This is a genomic window from Aurantiacibacter sp. D1-12, assembly GCF_028858515.1.
GTDB lineage: Bacteria > Pseudomonadota > Alphaproteobacteria > Sphingomonadales > Sphingomonadaceae > Alteraurantiacibacter.
This window is the reverse complement of the sequence record NZ_JAPJZJ010000002.1, coordinates 377,725-394,801: the sequence shown is the minus strand read 5'-3', so window position 1 is coordinate 394,801 and position 17,077 is coordinate 377,725. Positions and strand designations below refer to the sequence as shown.

At 63.5% G+C, this 17,077-nt stretch carries 10 protein-coding genes; 4 read left to right on the top strand and 6 right to left on the bottom strand.

Annotated elements, in window-relative coordinates; all coding sequences use genetic code 11:
• Nucleotides 1–58 precede the first annotated feature (58 nt).
• Nucleotides 59–961, bottom strand: coding sequence for a tetratricopeptide repeat protein (locus tag OOZ52_RS06025; RefSeq protein ID WP_274697599.1), 903 nt, complete (start codon nt 959–961; stop codon nt 59–61).
• A gap of 118 nt (nt 962–1,079) precedes the next feature.
• On the opposite strand from OOZ52_RS06025, the gene OOZ52_RS06020 reads away from it, so the two are divergent.
• The 4 genes from OOZ52_RS06020 to OOZ52_RS06005 are packed head-to-tail and all read left to right on the top strand — an operon-like array spanning nt 1,080 to nt 7,028.
• Nucleotides 1,080–3,533 (top strand): cyclic nucleotide-binding domain-containing protein, encoded by a 2,454-nt coding sequence (locus tag OOZ52_RS06020; protein WP_274697598.1) that lies wholly within the window; start codon nt 1,080–1,082, stop codon nt 3,531–3,533.
• A 6-nt stretch (nt 3,534–3,539) separates the two neighbouring features.
• A complete protein-coding gene (locus OOZ52_RS06015) occupies nt 3,540–4,415 on the top strand; it encodes a hypothetical protein (protein WP_446698116.1) in 876 nt (291 codons plus the stop codon).
• Nucleotides 4,416–4,425: 10 nt separating this feature from the next.
• Nucleotides 4,426–6,165, top strand: coding sequence for a cytochrome c3 family protein (locus OOZ52_RS06010; protein WP_274697596.1), 1,740 nt, complete (start codon nt 4,426–4,428; stop codon nt 6,163–6,165).
• A 2-nt stretch (nt 6,166–6,167) separates the two neighbouring features.
• A complete protein-coding gene (locus tag OOZ52_RS06005; protein ID WP_274697595.1) occupies nt 6,168–7,028 on the top strand; it encodes a phosphodiesterase in 861 nt (286 codons plus the stop codon).
• On the opposite strand, the gene OOZ52_RS06000 is transcribed toward OOZ52_RS06005, so the two are convergent.
• The 5 genes from OOZ52_RS06000 to OOZ52_RS05980 are packed head-to-tail and all read right to left on the bottom strand — an operon-like array spanning nt 7,025 to nt 16,899.
• Entirely contained in the window at nt 7,025–7,288 is a 264-nt protein-coding gene (locus tag OOZ52_RS06000; protein ID WP_274697594.1) for a hypothetical protein, read from the bottom strand. The two genes, OOZ52_RS06005 and OOZ52_RS06000, sit on opposite strands and share 4 nt — an antisense overlap.
• Complete coding sequence (locus OOZ52_RS05995; RefSeq protein WP_274697593.1) at nt 7,285–11,538, bottom strand: LVIVD repeat-containing protein; 4,254 nt, start codon at nt 11,536–11,538, stop codon at nt 7,285–7,287. Before OOZ52_RS05995 ends, OOZ52_RS06000 begins: the two co-directional genes overlap by 4 nt.
• Nucleotides 11,538–13,550, bottom strand: coding sequence for a hypothetical protein (locus OOZ52_RS05990; RefSeq protein WP_274697592.1), 2,013 nt, complete (start codon nt 13,548–13,550; stop codon nt 11,538–11,540). Before OOZ52_RS05990 ends, OOZ52_RS05995 begins: the two co-directional genes overlap by 1 nt.
• A complete protein-coding gene (locus tag OOZ52_RS05985) occupies nt 13,550–15,541 on the bottom strand; it encodes a heme-binding protein (RefSeq protein WP_274697591.1) in 1,992 nt (663 codons plus the stop codon). Before OOZ52_RS05985 ends, OOZ52_RS05990 begins: the two co-directional genes overlap by 1 nt.
• A complete protein-coding gene (locus OOZ52_RS05980) occupies nt 15,541–16,899 on the bottom strand; it encodes a cytochrome c family protein (protein ID WP_274697590.1) in 1,359 nt (452 codons plus the stop codon). Before OOZ52_RS05980 ends, OOZ52_RS05985 begins: the two co-directional genes overlap by 1 nt.
• Nucleotides 16,900–17,077: the final 178 nt, after the last annotated feature.

Here is a 17,077-nt window from a genome sequence, read left to right as displayed (position 1 = left end):
CCACAATGCGCCTGTTTTGGAGCAGAGTCGAATCGCGGTATTGGTCATTTGCGACGGTTCACTCGATACCGAGTGTTGCCGCCATGTTTTCAATCTGTTCGCGTGCATCCGGATGCGCCGAAATGGCCGCATCCCGAGCTCGCCGCGCGTCTCCAGTGCGGCCCAGCTGGTTGTAACTGCGCATCAGCATGACCCATTCCTCCACGGTGCCGCCTTCGGCTTCAATCCGCGCAGCAAGGCGCGCGACCATGCCTTCTGCCATGCTTTGTTGCTCGTCCGGCGCGATGGAGGCAGCTGCGGCCATCTGCTCCTGCGTCGGGCCGGGCATGCCGCCGGTCATTTCGGCCGGCAGCAGATCGCGCGTGCCCGCTGCGCTGGCGATGCGCTGTTCCACCTCGATCTCGTTGATGGCCCCGACCTGCTGGATCGTGCGGACAAGGTCGGTCTCCCAAGGCGCGCCTGGAGGTGTATCCGCCAGCAGCGCCAGCCAGTCGGTAATCGCGCCCTCATGATCGCCGGTCAGGTCTCGCGCAACCGCAAGGAAATAGCGCGCGCGCGGATCGGTCGGGTCCAGTTCCAGGGCGCGGCGAAAGGCGCGTTCGGCGGCTTGGGGCATGGGATCGCTTTCGCTCGCCATAACCCGTGCTTCGCCCAGCGAGGACCACAGGATGGCTGTATCGGTATCGGCCTCGACAGCGCTCTCATAGGCATCCGCAGCCTCGGCAAAGCGGCCCGAATTGAACAGCGCCAGCCCGTATTCCTGCCACAGCAGCGCATTGTCAGGGTCGGCCTCTGCCCTTGCGGCCATCTGCTCGAGCGTTGGCGGGAGGGACATTCCGGCCCTGTCGCCCTCGGCTTCACTCGCGGTATCGCTAGTGCCAATCGTCCGCCAGCCGACAACGCCTGCCAGCAGCGCGATGCCGATAATTGCCCCGACGGTACCCTTGCGCAGTGCTGCCATTGAAGCGGTCCCCCTCATTCCCGCGCTACCAGCCTAACGATGTCACCAAGAGGCGCAAGCGCGATGGCCCCCTTTCCCTTGGCCCTGTTTTTGTGCTTAACAGGCGGCAGGGGGGAATATGGGGCAAGAGCCGGATCAGGTTCAGGTAGCCATTGTCGGATCGGGGCCGGCGGGCCTTTCCGCTGCCGCGCATGCAGCAGCGCTGGGCATGAGCCACGTCCTCATCGAAAAGACCGATCACCTCTCCGATACGATCTTCAAATACCAGAAGGGCAAGCACGTGATGGCGACGCCCAGCAACCTGGTGCTGCGCAGTGATCTCGATTTCGACGCGGGCAAGCGCGAAGTCATTCTCGACACCTGGGACCGGCAGATCGAAGAGGGCAAGGTCAGTGTCCTCTACAATGCCGAGGTGACCGAGATTACGGGCGAAAGCGGCGACTTTACTCTGCAAACCAAGGGCGGCGACGTTGTGAAGGCGCAGGCTGTGGTGCTCGCCATCGGCACGCAGGGCAATCCCAATCTTCTACGCATTCCCGGCGCTGATCTGCCGCATATCCAGTACCAGCTCGATGATCCGGGCGAGTATTTTGACGAGCATATCACCGTGGTCGGCTCGGGCGATGCAGGTATCGAGAACGCGCTGGGTTTGGCTGCCGATCCGGCGCAGGCGAACCGCGTGACGATCCTCAACCGTCGCGACAGTTTTGCCCGCGCCAAGGGAGCCAACGTCAAGCTGCTCGAAGAAGCAGAGGCTGACGGTCGGATCGATGTGCGGCGGGAAACCTCTCCTATCGAAGCGCGCCCGGGGGAACTGGTTCTTGAAACCCGCGACGGCGAAGTCACCATCCCCTGCGATCGCATTATCGCGCGCACCGGCTCCAAACCGCCGCGCGGCTTTGTCGAGGCCATCGGGGTGGAATTCACCAGCGAGGAGCGTGATGCCTATCCCGCGCTGACGCCTACGTTCGAAACGACCAAGAACGGCGTTCATGTGATCGGTGCGCTGGCGGGATATCCGCTGATCAAGCACTGCATGAACCAGGGCTATGACGTGATCGAGTTCCTGCACGGAAATACCGATCTCAAACCCGCCGATCAGCCCATTCTGGAAGAGAAATTTGCTGGCCTGCCGGGTCGTCGCCCGGTTGAAGACTGGCTTGAGGTGTTCGGGAAGAATGTCGTCATCTTTGAAGAGCTTTCACCGCTGCAACTGCGCGAGTTGATGCTCGATTCCACCGTGCACTACTTCCAGCCGGGCGAAGTCGTGTTCACCAAGAACGAGCCAGGCTCTTCCATGTTCGCTATCGCCGAAGGCTCGGTGGCGGTGCAGGTGAGTGAGGACGATCCTTCGATCACCGTGCCTATCGAGCAGGGCTCAATCTTCGGCGAGGTCGGGCTGATTTCGGGCCGCCGCCGCGGTGCGACAATTCAGGCGGCCGAGCCGCTAGTGGCTATCGAGCTGTCGCGCAATGCCGCGCTCAAGCTGATCGCCACCGTGCCGAGTGCGGGCCGCGCGGTGAACCGCATCTCGATCGAACGCCAATTTCTGCAGATGTTCGGCTCCGGCCTGACTCAGGCGGACGTGGCCGAGATTGTTGATGCGGGCGAAGTCATGGACATTCGTGCGGGGCAGGTGGTTGTCGAGGAAGGCGCGGATGACAAAGATATTTTCGTCGTGCGGCGCGGATCGATGATCGTTGAAAAGAGTATTGGCGGGCACCCGGTCTTCCTCTCCTATCTTCCTGCAGGCTCCTACTTCGGGGAAATGGCGGTGATCGACGGGTCGGCGCGCACCGCGACGGTGAAAGCCGCGATCAAGAGCGAAGTCGTGCGTTTTCCGGGCGACAAGTTCCTCGCGCTGATGGATGCGAAGCCCGACCTGCGTGGCCGCGCGCTCGAGGACATGCGCGGGCGGCGGGAGGTTAACGCCTTTGTCGAAGCGCGCAAGGACAGCTTCGGCTCGGCGGCGGACATGTATTCCGAAACTGCGCAATTCCTCGTCGACAACGGCATCGGCGAAGCGACCGACGTGCTGCTGATCGACGAGAAGCTGTGCGTCGGCTGCGACAATTGCGAGAAGGCCTGCGCAGACAGTCACGATGGCCTTTCGCGCCTCGACCGTGAGGCGGGCCGGTCCTACGCGCACCTCCACGTGCCGACGAGCTGCCGCCACTGCGAACATCCGCATTGCATGGCCGATTGCCCGCCCAACGCGATCCAGCGCGGGCCCGATGGAGAGGTCTTCATCAACGAAACCTGCATCGGCTGCGGTAATTGCCAGCGCAACTGCCCCTACGGGGTGATCCGCATGGATGCCGTGCCACCGAAAAAGCCCTCTCTGATCAGCTGGCTGCTGTTCGGCAGCGGGCCGGGGCCGGGCGAAGCAAGCTATGGCTGGCGCAAGCAGCACGCCGATCCGGAAAAGCCCAAGCAGGCGATCAAGTGCGACATGTGCTCCGGCATCGAGGGTGGCCCTGCCTGTGTACGCGCCTGCCCAACCGGAGCCGCAATCCGCGTATCGCCCGACAAGTTCCTAACCGTCACCAAACTGACCGAGGATGTGGAATGAGGGGGGATGTCGACAATGGCTAGCGCTCCCGAAGGTCGTTTCACGCTCGATGAGGAGCGCCGTGACAGCGACCACGTCAGTTTCCTGAAGCATCGCCGCTGGCGCTGGGCGAAGGCAGCAACGATCATCTCGATCGTCGCGATCCTCAGCTACGTCCTCGTCGATGTCGAACCGCGCCACAATGGCGGCAGCTGGTACGGCTATACTCTCGGCACCATCGGTGCTGGCCTGATCGTGTGGCTGAGTCTCCTCGGTGTGCGCAAACGCAATATGAGCGAGGGGCGCTGGAGCCTGAAGGCATGGACCAGCGCGCATGTCTATCTCGGCCTTGCGCTGATCGTCATCGGCACGCTGCACACCGGCTTCCAGCTCGGCTGGAATGTCCACACGCTCGCCTGGGTGCTGATGATGGTGGTCATCATTTCAGGACTTTACGGCATATTTGCCTATGCGACGCTGCCAGCCGAGATCAGCAGCAACCGGCGGCAAATGACCAAGGGCGAAATGCTCGATGCGCTCGCCGCGATTGATCGCCAGCTGGAAAATGCCGCGCAGCCGCTGGGGCGCGAGGATGCTGATCTGGTGATCGCCGCGCTGGAGCAGGATCCGTTCGATTTCGGCCTCGGCGCGCGCCTGACGAACAGCTATCGCAATTGTCGCACCATCGCCGCGCTCGATCATTTCGGAGTGTCCGGCCATGATGAAGCGCTTGGCAAGGTCGTCTCGCTGCTGCGCAAGCGCCGCGCGCAATTGGACCAGATCCGCCGCCAGATGCGCCTTCGTGCGATGCTCGATGTCTGGCTCTACATCCATGTGCCCGTCACTATCGCGCTGCTCGCGGCGCTGACGGCGCATATCGTTTCCGTGTTCTACTACTGGTGAGGGGGCTGTGATGGATATCCGCATACGCAGTATCGACTTCACCGCCAGCGGCCGCGAGATCGTGCGCGAGCGCGATGTCAGCGTCGACGCGGTCACCATCGGTCGCGCCAGCGAAAACACGGTGCACCTGCCCGATCTCGCTATCGAGCAGCATCATATTACCATCACCCGCAATGCCAGCGGCCGACTGGAGGCCGTGGCTGCGGGAACACTCGGCTTCACCCACGATGGCGTATCGGTGGAATCGGCCACAATCGACCCTGCCAAGGGCGGGGAGCTGGGTGTCGGTTCCTACCTGCTGGAAATCGGGCAGGACGACGAGGGGTTGCTCACGCTCACCCAGCGCAAGGCTGAAGGCGATGACGGAGAGGCAAAGGACCGATTGGCCGGTTTTGGCCTGACCGGCACCATGCCCGGCAAGCGCGCGATGGCCTGGACAGGGCTGATAGCCATAATCGTGGCATTTCTCGCCATACCCATTGTGTCGCATCTTACTCGCGCGCCGGTCGCAGAACCGAGCGTGGAAGGGGAAGGCGTGGTGCTGATGGATGCGGCCTGGTCAACTGGAGCGCTCTCGAGCGTGCACCACGGCCTCGAAGATAGCTGCGAGTCATGCCACACGCAGCCCTTCGTTGCAGTGACAGACAATGCCTGCCTGACGTGCCACGAAGGGCTGGGCGATCACGCCGAAGGAGATCGCCTGGTTGCAGGAATGCCCGAGTTTTCCGGCGGAGAAGCCTTCCTCTGGTCAGTCGCGCACGCGTTTAACAAACCGGGACCGGGCGCCTGCACCGATTGCCATACTGAGCACGAAGGCGCGGGCCGGATGGAGCCGACATCGCAAGCCTTCTGCGCCGATTGCCATGACACGCTCGATACGCGCCTGACCGACACCGAACTCGGCAACGCGCATGATTTCGGCACGGGCCACCCGCAGTTCCAGACGCTTGTTCTGCCAGAGCGCGGTGGACAAGAGGCTCGGGTGGAGCTGGCGAGTGACACGCGCGACTTCAACGGGCTGAAATTCCCGCACGACATGCACCTTTCCACCACCAACGGCGTTGCCCGCATGGCGATGCGGCTGGGCGAATGGGACATGAGCGAGGACGGCGCGATGGAGTGCAGCGCCTGCCACACTCCGACGGCGGATGGCGTGCGCTTCCTGCCGGTCGATATGGAGCAAAGCTGCGAGAGCTGTCACAGCCTCGTTTACGATCAGGTGGGCAGCACTTTCCGCTCGCTGAGCCACGGCGATATCGAGCAGGTGCAGGCCGATCTGCTCGCCGCCGACCGCGCGCCGCGTCGCCCGGTCAGCACCGGTCGTCAACGGCCCGGCCCCTATGCCGAGGGCGGGATCTATTATGGCAATTTCAGCCGCGTCACGCTGCCGACGCTGGGCAATGCGTTGTCAGATGAAGGCGTGTGCGGGGAGTGCCACTATCGCGATACCAACCCCACGGGCGGGCTGGCGGTGCATCCGATCGTCCAGCGGTCCCGCTATTTCCAGAATGGCTGGTTCGATCACGAACCGCACCGGCAGGAAACCTGCGTCAGCTGCCACGCTGCCGACACGTCGGACAATGCAACCGATCTGCTGCTGCCTGATCTGGAAAGCTGCCGCGATTGCCATCTGGGCGAGACCGCGCTGGAGGCAGAGGTGCCATCGAGCTGCGCCATGTGCCATTCCTATCATCCGCGAGATCGCGACGGTGCCGCTGCGCCGCCGCGTATTGCCAGACGGGAGCGTTAGCCATGCTGATTGCGCAGATCACCGATGTTCACATCGGCTTTGACCCGGATGCGAAGCCCGAAGAGCTGAACCGCACGCGCTTTCGTGCCACGCTCGATCGCCTGTTCGCGCAGCCCAATCCGGTCGACATGCTGCTGGTGACGGGCGACATCACCGACCGCGGGGATCGCGAGAGTTTTGCGCGCACGGCGGAGATGCTCAGCCAATGCCCGTTCCCGGTCAAAGCGTTGGTCGGCAATCACGATACGCGCGAGGAACTGCTGCACGCTTTCCCCGATACCGCCACCGATGAAAACGGCTTTGTCCAATCCGCCTTCGTGCAGGAGGGGCTGCTGGTCGTCATGCTCGATACGCTGGAGCCGGGGCGGCACGGCGGTGCCTTCTGCGAAAAACGCCGCGACTGGCTGGCCGCGACGCTTGCCAAGCACGAGGGCACGCCTGCGGTCATTTTCATGCACCACCCGCCGATTGTCTCAGGTATTGAATGGATGGACCCCGACCCGTCCGAGCAATGGATCGCCAATCTCGCCAGCGCGCTCGAAGGTCGCAGCGATCAGGTGCTTGCGATCCACTGCGGGCATTTGCACCGCCAGATTGTGGGCCAGTTCTGCGGCATCCCGGTTTCGGTGACGCCTTCTGTCGCGCCGCTTGTGTCGATGGACCTGCGCGCGATCAGCTCGGACAAGCCCGACAGTCGCCCGCTGATCACTACGGAGCCGCCCACCTATGCGCTACACCGCTGGGATGGCACGAGCCTGGTGAGCCATTACGAACGCGTGAGCGATTGGGAAGTGATCGCCAACTACGGCCCGCATCTGCAGCCGATGATCCGCGAAATGGAGCGCGAGAAGGGGACGGGTTAGTCGCCCTTTGGCGGCTCGATCTTTTCGCGCGCAGCTTTTCGGTTCTGCAACGCGGGCCTCGCAAAGCCCCACCAGATCGCGTTGAAAGCGACCGATCCCCAAAAGAAGATCGCCTGCTCATTGATCAGCGGAATGTCGGGTAGGGTGATAAAGCGCGCGTAGACCGCAATGCCAAGCCAGAACCAGACACCGAGAACGACGGTGGTCCAGTTGCCCCAGCGCTCCTCGAAGTCCAGCACTTTGTCGAGCATCTTGCTCACTCGCCCGGCCTCCGCCTGCCCGCAACAGGGCCAGCACCCGGCATCCAGGCATCCATGTTCGCCTCGTCACTCACCCGCCACGGGATGCCCGCGGAATTGAGGAACAGAGTCTCCATTTCATCGCGGTTGAACGGGCGAGAGCCGAGCCTGCCGAACACCGCCATCTGTCCGCCTGTTTCGTCGACTGCGCGGTCCCGGTCGAGGCCCTTGCTGAGCGAAATTGCGGGGCTGGGCGTGCGGCGGAAGGCGATCAGTTCGGGCACGGGGGCGGGGCTGAAGCCGTAGAAATTGGGCTGGCTGGAAGGGCTGGTGAGTTGCACCACCTTCATCCCGTTTACCCCGTCCGCCACGTAAGCGAACAGGCTGGCATTGGTGCTGGCGACTATCACGTCCTCGACATCGTTCATCGTCCCGCCAAAGGTCTCGCGGCGATAGATCTCGGGCGCTAGTGGACGCGTCACATCGGCAATAACCAGCCCGTCCTGCTTGCCTGCAATGTAGAGATAGGTGCGCGCAATATACATGCGCTGCGCATTGGCGAGCGGGATGGTGCCTTCGGGCCGCGCAACGGGATTGCGCATGTCAGTCACGTCGAACAGCTTCACGCCCTCGGCATCGGAGACCCACAGGTAGCGGAACTGGATCGTGCTGGCGCGGGCATCACGCAGTGGGCGCACGGCTGCGAGTTGCGGACTGGCAGGGTCGGCCAGATCGACCACCACAAGCCCGGCGTCAGCAGTAATGTAGGCAATCTCGCCCGCCAGATGTATGTGCCGCGCGCCGTTCAACACGCCATCGGGGTTCCAGGCATCTGCACCGTTGCCGAGCGTAAGGCGATCAAGGTTGTTGTTGCGCAGCTCGCCATCGGCCAGCGTATCGACATTGACGAGGATCAGCCCTTCGACCGCATCGGTCACCACGGCGTAGGAATAGATCGGCAGGAAGGCCTGCTCCTGATTGTCCTCATGCATCTGTGCAGTGTTGCGGTGCGGGGCGATGGGCTGGTTGGTGGCGAGCGCCATGCAGGTGGCGTTTTCGGTCCCGACATGCGTGTCATGCCCCAGCGGAGAGAAGGGCGCGGTGATGATGCGTTCAGAGAAGCCCTTGTTGGCGACGCTCGCGATATCATAGACACGGAAGCCGCCCGATCCTTCGGCGACGAACATATATTCGCCGCGCATCTGCAGACAGCCGACGCGGTCACCGGTGCCCTCGTGCACGTTGGCGAATTCCTCAAGCGCGCGGGTTTCGCCCGAAAGGTCTTCGTCAAAGATATCGCCCCGCGCCCAGTTGATCAGCTCGCGGCCATTGTCTTCGACATGGTAGCGGTAATAGTCAGGGTAGGCGTAGCGGTGGAGGTAGGAGCCGAGCACCGCCTGCGGTTCTTCCCACTCGGTCACGCGCACCGCTTCGAATCCGCCTTCAAGGCCGGTCCATGCATGCATGCCGACGAAGTTCACGAAGTTCGTGCCAAGCAGCAACAGCTGGCTCATGATCGCGTTGTTGTCCTCGGCTTCGGACAGGTGGCAGTCAGAGCACTGCTTGGTCTCGGTCAGACGGACGGTGTGCGGGAAATGCGGCGCGAAGGCTTGGGAGGAGAAGCCTGCGGCGCTGACTGGCGGCTGCTGGATATAGATCCGCTCGCGGTTGATATTGGTGGAGCTCAGCACCAGCGCGCTGGTCGAGCGGACCGGAGCAACTTGATTGCCCTTGGTCGTCTGGTGGATGCCCAGCTGGAACATCTGGTCGCGTGCGACCTGCGGGTTGTAGGTCGCGAAATTGCGCGTCGTCTCGCCTTCATAGCGGTGGACTTCGCTCTGCCAGTTTGCCTCGATAGGCAGGTGGCACCCGCCGCATGAGGTGGTCCACGAGAGGTGGCAGGTGAAGCACGCCATCTCCTGCTCGCCATGTGCGCGGTCTTCCACTGCCACGCCCGGACCAAAGCCGAACTCGCCGGTTTCAGCACCGTCGGCGCTCATCAGCTTGGACCGGGCCGAGAGAGCGTTGAAATCGGGCGAGGCGGGATCGACGCTGTCACGCACCAGGCTGACTTCCCACTCGAGCGAGGGATCGACAATCGAGCGCTGGATCAGCGTGCGGCTGCCGTTGGTGTTCTCGACCCATTCGAACCGGCGGCGACCGTCGGGGTTGCGCAGCAGGGTGAGGTCATGGCCCTCGGGCGGCGCGGCGGGGCCGGAGGTACGCAAGGTCGGATATTCGTCCGCCGTGCCGTGGCAATCCTTGCAGCCGATCTCGATAGCGTTGGCGACTTCGCCGTAGATCAGCCCGTTGCCATGGCTGTCTTGCGCGTAGTGGCAGTCGGCGCACTGCATGCCGTTTTCGGCATGGATGCTCATCATGTGCACGGCTTCACCCGGGTTGGTGCCGGGCTGGACGAACTGCTCCTCTCCATCGCGGCGGAAGCGCTGGCGCCAGCGGTCATCGTGCCGCGCGGCCTCTTCGGGCGTGTCGCTTTCGTTCGAGGGGCGGATGATCTCACCATCGGCGTCGAGCAGATTGCCCTCCCGATCACGCCGGAAGATGCCGCGGAAGTTCCACCCGTGGCCGTGGTAATCGGCCATCTGGGTGTCTTCCAGCACCGCGTTCAGATCGTAGACGTTGCGCAGGAAATCGAGGTCCGCCCACAGCCCGCGCGGAGCTGCTCCTTCGGGGTTGCGATCAAGCACGGCGCGCACTTCCTCGGCAGTCGGATAACGCTGGCGGAGGAACATTTCCTCGTATTCTTCATCACTCATCCCCGGCGGGCGCGGGGCGGTGTTTTCCGGACCCGGCCACATCACCGGCGCATCGCTCTCGTAATCCCACATGGTGTAGCCGAGGTACGAATTCAGGAAGATGTTGGGCTGGTGCATATGACAATTCATGCACTGCGCTGTTGGGATGGCGCGGGTGAACACGTGGCGCAGCGGGTGGCCGCGTTCGCGATCATCGGGGGCCCAGCCGTCCCCCTCGGTATGGTCGTCTTCGCCGAGAGCCTCGTCATGCGGCTGGATCAGGTCGCCGTGGCCGCCCTCATCGTAAGCGTGCTCTTCATCACTGTGCGCGTCGCCATGATCGCCGTAGTCATCGTGCAGGCGTTGGATCTGGCTGGCGATGGTCGGGTCGACCGTCACCGTCTGCCCGTCGCGGCCATATTGCGCGTAGATCAGCGAGTGGCGCGGCTCGCGATCATTGGCGTAGATTACGTGGCAGCTTGCGCAGCCCGAATGGCGATAGTCGCCGGGCTGGTCATTGGTGCCCATGAACCAGGTGAAGGGATCGTTGAGCCGCGTCTTGTGTATGTTGAGCACAGGAATGGCGGCGCGCAGGCCGGTGCCGGGACCACGGTTGGACTGGCGCAGATCGGGCCGTCCCGGTTCTTCTAGCCGCTGGATCTGACCGGTCGGGTTGGGAATGCCGATCTCGGGGAATTGGGTGTTGATCGTGCGCCCGCCGCGCTCGAACACGCGGAAGACATCAGCGGGAGGGACGACCTGCCATGTCGGCAACGGATACATTGCACCCAGCGCGCCGCGCTCGGCCTGTTCCTCGGTCACCGTGCCGTGCTCGCCGTCGTCGCTCGGCGAAAGGATCATCGCCGCTTCGCCGTCGCGGGTGTAGGCCTCTCCCAGCACATAATTCTTATAGGGCAGGATGCCATTGTTGTAGGCCGCGCCGCCCCACAGCATGGCGCCCGTCGCCATCAGGCTTCGCTCCGCGGCTTCGATCACCGGCATATGACACGATCCGCAGGCCTCGCGCGCCACGCGGTAATCGCTGGGGTTCACGAAGCGGATGAAAATCGGGTCTTCGCGGTTGAGCAGCGAATAGCTGCGTTCGGGATTGGCGCTCGACGGATAGTGCCAGCTGTCAGGGTAAGTGGGCAGTACGTGCGCCGCCTCACGCGCCAGCACGTATTCCTCGGCATCGAAACCGAGCGAAGGATCTCCGAAGACTTCAGCATTACCGCCGTGGCAATCAATACAGCCGAGCACCACCGCATCGGACACATGCATGGTCGGCGCATCGGTCTGCACATGGCAGCTGTTACAACCTGCGGACTTGGCATCAGCCTCTGCCTGCGTCTGGTTCTGCGGAGCGGGCGGGGCGATCACGCCTGCCGCCTCGTAATCGCGCTCCACCGCGGTCTCATATCCTTCGGCGGCCAGCAGTGATCCTCCGCCCATCAGCGCGGCTCCGGCGATGAACATGACCGGGATCACGTGGCGAGAGGCGAAGCGCTTCAGCATCAGTAGGTCAGCACCGCATTGGCGAGGACAGAGTAGTAGACGTTGTTACCCCCGCGATTGTCGAACAGGTCCTGAAACCCGTCACCCGCGATCAGCGCCGCGCCCGAAAGGCGGAATACGAGGTTCTGGTTGGCGCGCGGCCTCCAGATGGCGGAAAGCGACACGTCGTAGCCGATCTCCTCGGGGATCGTGCCCTCGACACGCAGCGTTTCGAGCACGCTCGTATCCTCGAACCGCAGATAATTGGCGTTGCCGGTCAGGCGGAATTCGGGCGTCAGATCAAAGTCCGCGCCCACACCGCCCAGGATCAGGCCGGGATTGTTGAAGTTGCTCTGCCCCTGCTCCTTGGAACTGCGCAGCGAGTTCAGGAGACCATTGCGACCATTCAGGCTGATCGCGCGGCCACCGCCGGCAAAAGGAATGGTCTGGCGCATCCAGTATGACGTGTCAGCTCCGGCAAACACGGGGTTTTCAAAGATCGCATCAAACCCACCTTCGACATTGTTGAACGGATCGGAATCGCCGCTCGCGAACAGGCCGGAGAGGCGGAAGCGCATCCAGTCCTGGTCGTAGCTCAGCTCTGCTGCGCCGAAGAACGCGCGGATCTCTGCGGGCTCGCTGGTGAAGATCGAATTGCGGTCCTCGCCAAAGGCGCCGTAGATGCTTGCGGTCACATTGATACGACCGATACGGCCATCGGCGTTGTAGCCGACGTAGACCACATCGTAATCGCGTCCGCGCAGATCACCCAACAAGGCCGGGCGCACAGGGAAACCGTTGTCGTCAATCTCCACGTCGCCGCCTTCGCGGTTCATGTTGTAGACGAGTGTGAACTGGCTTGTGAGCGCGGGGATCAGGAAGTCCTGACGGTAGGCATTGGCGACAAACACGAAATCGCTGCGCGGCGTCTGCGTGATGTCGTTCAGGCCCGAATTGGTGTCCTTCTCCAACCGCCAGAACGCGCCCAGGTTGTACTGGAAGCGGTTGTTATCCCGCGTGCCGAAGAAGCGCAGGCCAAGCTGGCTGTCGTTGAACAAGAAGCCGCGGAAATCGGCCTGGAACGGCTGGATGCCGATACGGAAGCTGTCGAAGTCGTACCGCTCGCTAGTGTTGCGGATGTGATAGTCGAAAAAGGCTTCCTGCACGCCGAGGAAATCGTCGAGTCGGTTGCTGTCGCGGCTTGGCTCGACCAGCAGCACGCGCCGCTCGGGCACGTCGACGTAGTTGATGTTATAGGCGAGCGTCAGGCGATACTCGACATCGGGTGGTTTGTAGGCGGTCGAACCCTTGATCAGCGCCGCACCAAGGATGAAGGTCTGCGATAGGACGGGCGAGAAATCGTTGCCGAAAACGTCGATCCGGTCCGGGTCCTCGGTCGTCTGCACGCCCACGGGAATCGGGAAGGTGCGCGGTTCGAACACCGTGTCTGAGATTGCATTGACCACGAAGAACCAGTCATTGCCCTCCAGCCCGAGGAAGCGCGGGGTCCAGCATTCGTCCGAACCGTAGGGGTAGGCGACGCGATCAGGATCGTAGGCCCGGTTCTCAATGCGGGCGAGGTCGCGTTCTTCCTCTTCGGCCGCTTCACGAAGCCCCGCACGATACTCGCGCTCCTCGTCCGAATTGATGCAGATCGGGCGGTCACCCTTGTAGGTGTTCTGGTTGTACGGATCGAAGGGATCTTCCTCGACGATGCCCAGCGTCTGGATGAGCCGCCAGCGATCAGGGACAGGTATCTGGTCAATTGGGAACGCCTGTGGCGGCGGTGCGCGCACTGCGCCCGGATTATCCTGCGTTACCGGATCTGGAAGATCGCCGACAAAGCCCGGGCGGCGGCGGCCATCGATGATTTCGGGATCGACGGGCTCTGCCGGATCGACCTGCGTGCCCAAACCGCCATCGGGGCGGTCTTGTGCCTGCTCTTCCTCCGTCTCTGGATCGCGGGACACGTCTTGCGGCGGTGGTGCGTCCTGAGCCTGAAGGGCGAGGATCAAGGCGAGCGCAGTCTCCATCAAAGGCCCTGGCACACGTTTTGTGTGTCCGTATCGAGGAACGGCGCGAAGGGGCAATTGACATAGCGAAGCCGGACATTGCGCCCGTTGACGTTCACGACAATTCGGTCGGCGCGGATCGCCGGATCGGCATTACCGATGCCGCCCACGCGAAGGCCCGCATTATGTAGGCCAAGGAAGCTGACCATGTCATCCTGATCAATCCCGTCTCCCGAAACGCCGATGCCGCCCACGAGCTCGCCGCCACGATAGATCGGGACAGAGCCGGGGAAGATCTGGATGCCGTTGGCGATGCGCGGCGCGCCCGACGGTGAATTAGGCGCGAGCGTGCAACCGCGCGGGGTGTCGTTCGGCGATAGCCCGGCGACGAAATTCAGGTGCGCGCCGACATTCGGAACGATGAGATCGGTCTGCAGGCCCACAGCGAAGGGGCTGAAAGTGTTGGGCACTTGCACTGACAGCGGCCCTGCCACCGCGCTCACTTCACCATCCGGGAAGTAGGGCCGCGAGAGGTTGCCGCCGGAGCGGTCTGCAAAGGCGAAATTACCGGTGAGCGCGTTGGGATCGCCGAGGAAATTGCGCACGCGATTGACGTAGTCGGCGCCTGAAAGCCCGCCAGGCGGAGCGGCGATGGGGGTCAAATCTGCGGCAGCCGCGGGATTGGAGAAGAACGCGGCGGTGCGCGCCTTTTGCAAGCTCACATCGACGCCGAAGATTGGCCCGTCCGGCGAGCGGACAATGCCGAGCACTTCGCCATGCGTGTCGACCAAGCTGATGCTCGCCTGCATCCGGCTGTCGAGTGGACGGCGGATCTGCGCACGCGCGCGGCTCAGGATCGTGAACGCCTCTTCGAGGATCGCGCGTACTTCAGCGGCGCTGAGCGGCTGGGCGACGCTGCCCGCATCGGTGCCGGCGCGGATGGGATAGCGCGGCGTGCCCGCACCATCTGTCAGAACCCATGCGTCACGGTTGGAGAACTCGCCCGGCGTCGAGGCGCGGATGCCCGAGGCTTCGGTGCCATAGGCCGTGCCAGCGCGCAGCATGCCATCGGTATATCCGGTCACCGCGACGAGATTGCCCGCCGTGCCGTTGATCGCGGCAAAATTGCCTCCGCCGCCCGCGATCTGCGCCTCGGTCACGTCGGTGAAGCGCAGCGCGGTTCCGTCCACGAAAATGCGGTTTGCGCGGATGTCGGTCGGGGCCATGAAGCCCTGCGCCCCGGCAAGCGCGATGGCTTCTTCCGTGTCGTTCTCGACATCAAGAATGTTGGGATCGAAGCCGTAATCGCCATCGCCCATGATCCCGATGCCGCCGACGACCACGCCGTTCTTGTAGAGTGGCAAGCCGCCCGGATCGGCAGAGAGCCCGAGCGGTGATCGCTTGGGTCCGATCATCCCGTCGCTCGCGCGTGCGGACAGGTCAGAGCAGGGCAGCTGGCTGAACTGCACGCCGAACAAAGGCCCGCTTTCCAGTCCTACAGTCGTCGGCGCAGGCGGGAAGTGTTCCTGCACGATCATGCTCGCCGTGCGGCTGGTAAACGCATTGCCGCTGCTCGAGAGGTAGGCACCCGTTATCGCTTTGGCGATGGCAGCGGTGGTGCTCGGCACCATCGCGCCTTGCAGGCCGATCTCGTCTCCCATCGCTGCCATACCGCCGATCTGCTGGCGGCTGAGCGCGGTCATATCCGGCGCGCCGTTCATCGCGAACACCGCAAGCACATTGCCCACGCGATCCGTCACCGCGATTATCGAGGGCAGGTTGCGGTTCTGCGCTTCTGCAACCGCCTGCGCGATCACTGTCTGCACATCAGCGCTGGTTAGAAATTCCTGCGCGGGCGGGGTGAACAGCTGGCCTGATGGCGGAGGCGTGGGGCTTGGCGTGGGCACGACCACGTTGCCGCTGCCGTTCTGCCCGCCATCGCCGCCACCGCCGCATCCCGCCAGCACCAGCGCGCTGGCTGACAGTAGAGCAGTCGCTCGCCTCCAGCGCATTATCGCAAGCGTCCAATCGCACTGACCGCATCGCCAAGCGCCTCGCGGAACTGCGCGGGGCGGTACCCATTGGGACTGCGCACGGCGACGTAGGCACGGTTGAGGTTCGCGCGGATGCCTGCTGCGGCACCCGTGGTCACCCGACCATCGGTGACGAGTGCATTGAGGAGCGTGTCGATGGCCATCACCGCCTGCACGCTCCCGGTGTAGTCGGTGAAGCGCGGCGAGGTCGCATCGCTGCCGATCCGCGCGACAATGGTGAAGGCGTCGTTCGACCCGAAGTTGCGGCCCGACAGCGCGCTCGAAAGCGCTTGAGCTTCGCTGCGCAGGGCAATCGCAGCCCGTTGCGCGTCGGCGCGGCCATTGTCCATCGCATCGTGGAAATTGCGGCTGGCGCTGCGGAAAGCGTCGGCGCGGCCCGGCGCGAGTACATCGGCCACGGTAGAGAGCATGATGATGTTCTCATCATTGAACGGCGGCTGGCCGAACGTGATCGGGCGACCCGGATTGGTCTCGAACGTCAGGCGGCGCTCCTCGCCATCGGTGATCGGCCGGTGGCACGAATGGCAATCGTAGAAATAGAGCTGCGGGAAGACGCCTTCCTGCCCGTACTCGGGTCGTGCGAAAAGGTCAGTCGCGCGCGCGACGGCCTCGGCCTGGCCCACGGCCCACAGCTGCACGCTATCGGGGCGGCCCTTGCGCTGGACATAGTCGCTGTCGACATCGTGGTGCTGCTGGAAGGAGCTGAACAGGTCGAGCTCGAAGGTGATGCGCGGGTGGCCTGCCGCCATCATCGAATGCGTTACGAATTGCCCGCGATCAGTACTGCCGTAATGGCAATCGAGACACACGCGGGCACGCGCCTGCGGATCTTCCAGCGGGGTCAGGCCATTGCGGACATTGGCAGGATGCGTGCCGCGCACTTCGTAGTGGCTCGAAAGCCAGCCAATCGCTGCGCCGTGGCAGCTTTCACAGCCAACGCCATCGTCAAGCCGGAAACGTGGTCCGCGCTCGGGACCGGGCGCATAGGTCGCATGGCAGCCGAGGCAGGCAGGCGCCTCACGCGCGTCACCCAGTCCTAGCGAGGCGGCGATCTGCTGCCCGCGCCGCCCGCCAAGCACGGCGTAGGCGCGGCTGTGCGCTCCGCTCACCGCGCTGGGCGATTGCCAGGTGGCGATTTCGTCCTGACGCACGATGGCGCCATTGCCTTCGCTACGCCCGTGGCAGGTTGAACCTGCGCAGCTCGCGACACCGGTGTAGGAATATCCGCCTTGCGCATTGAGCGGTTCGCCCGCGGAGAGCGCGATAAACAGGGTGATGGCAAGCGTAAGGGCAGCGGCGGGCAGGGTCGTGGCCACGCGGCTGCGTGACCCTGAAATTCTGGCGATGAACCGGCGGATTCCGACCGCTCGTCGCGCCATGATGATTCCCCCCTTGTTGCCCCCACTGATCAGGCGGGGAGACAGCTCCCCAGCTGCCCTTCTGCTCAGGTCGAGCCTAGCGCATCAATATGCGCTTGGCGAGTGCGCTATTCCG

Coding starts and splice junctions, on each gene's coding strand:
- OOZ52_RS06025 (WP_274697599.1), bottom strand. CDS start 961: ATGGCAGCACTGCGCAAGGGTACCGTCGGGGCAATTATCGGCATCGCG.
- OOZ52_RS06020 (WP_274697598.1), top strand. CDS start 1,080: ATGGGGCAAGAGCCGGATCAGGTTCAGGTAGCCATTGTCGGATCGGGG.
- OOZ52_RS06015 (WP_446698116.1), top strand. CDS start 3,540: ATGTCGACAATGGCTAGCGCTCCCGAAGGTCGTTTCACGCTCGATGAG.
- OOZ52_RS06010 (WP_274697596.1), top strand. CDS start 4,426: ATGGATATCCGCATACGCAGTATCGACTTCACCGCCAGCGGCCGCGAG.
- OOZ52_RS06005 (WP_274697595.1), top strand. CDS start 6,168: ATGCTGATTGCGCAGATCACCGATGTTCACATCGGCTTTGACCCGGAT.
- OOZ52_RS05995 (WP_274697593.1), bottom strand. CDS start 11,538: ATGCTGAAGCGCTTCGCCTCTCGCCACGTGATCCCGGTCATGTTCATC.
- OOZ52_RS05990 (WP_274697592.1), bottom strand. CDS start 13,550: ATGGAGACTGCGCTCGCCTTGATCCTCGCCCTTCAGGCTCAGGACGCA.
- OOZ52_RS05985 (WP_274697591.1), bottom strand. CDS start 15,541: ATGCGCTGGAGGCGAGCGACTGCTCTACTGTCAGCCAGCGCGCTGGTG.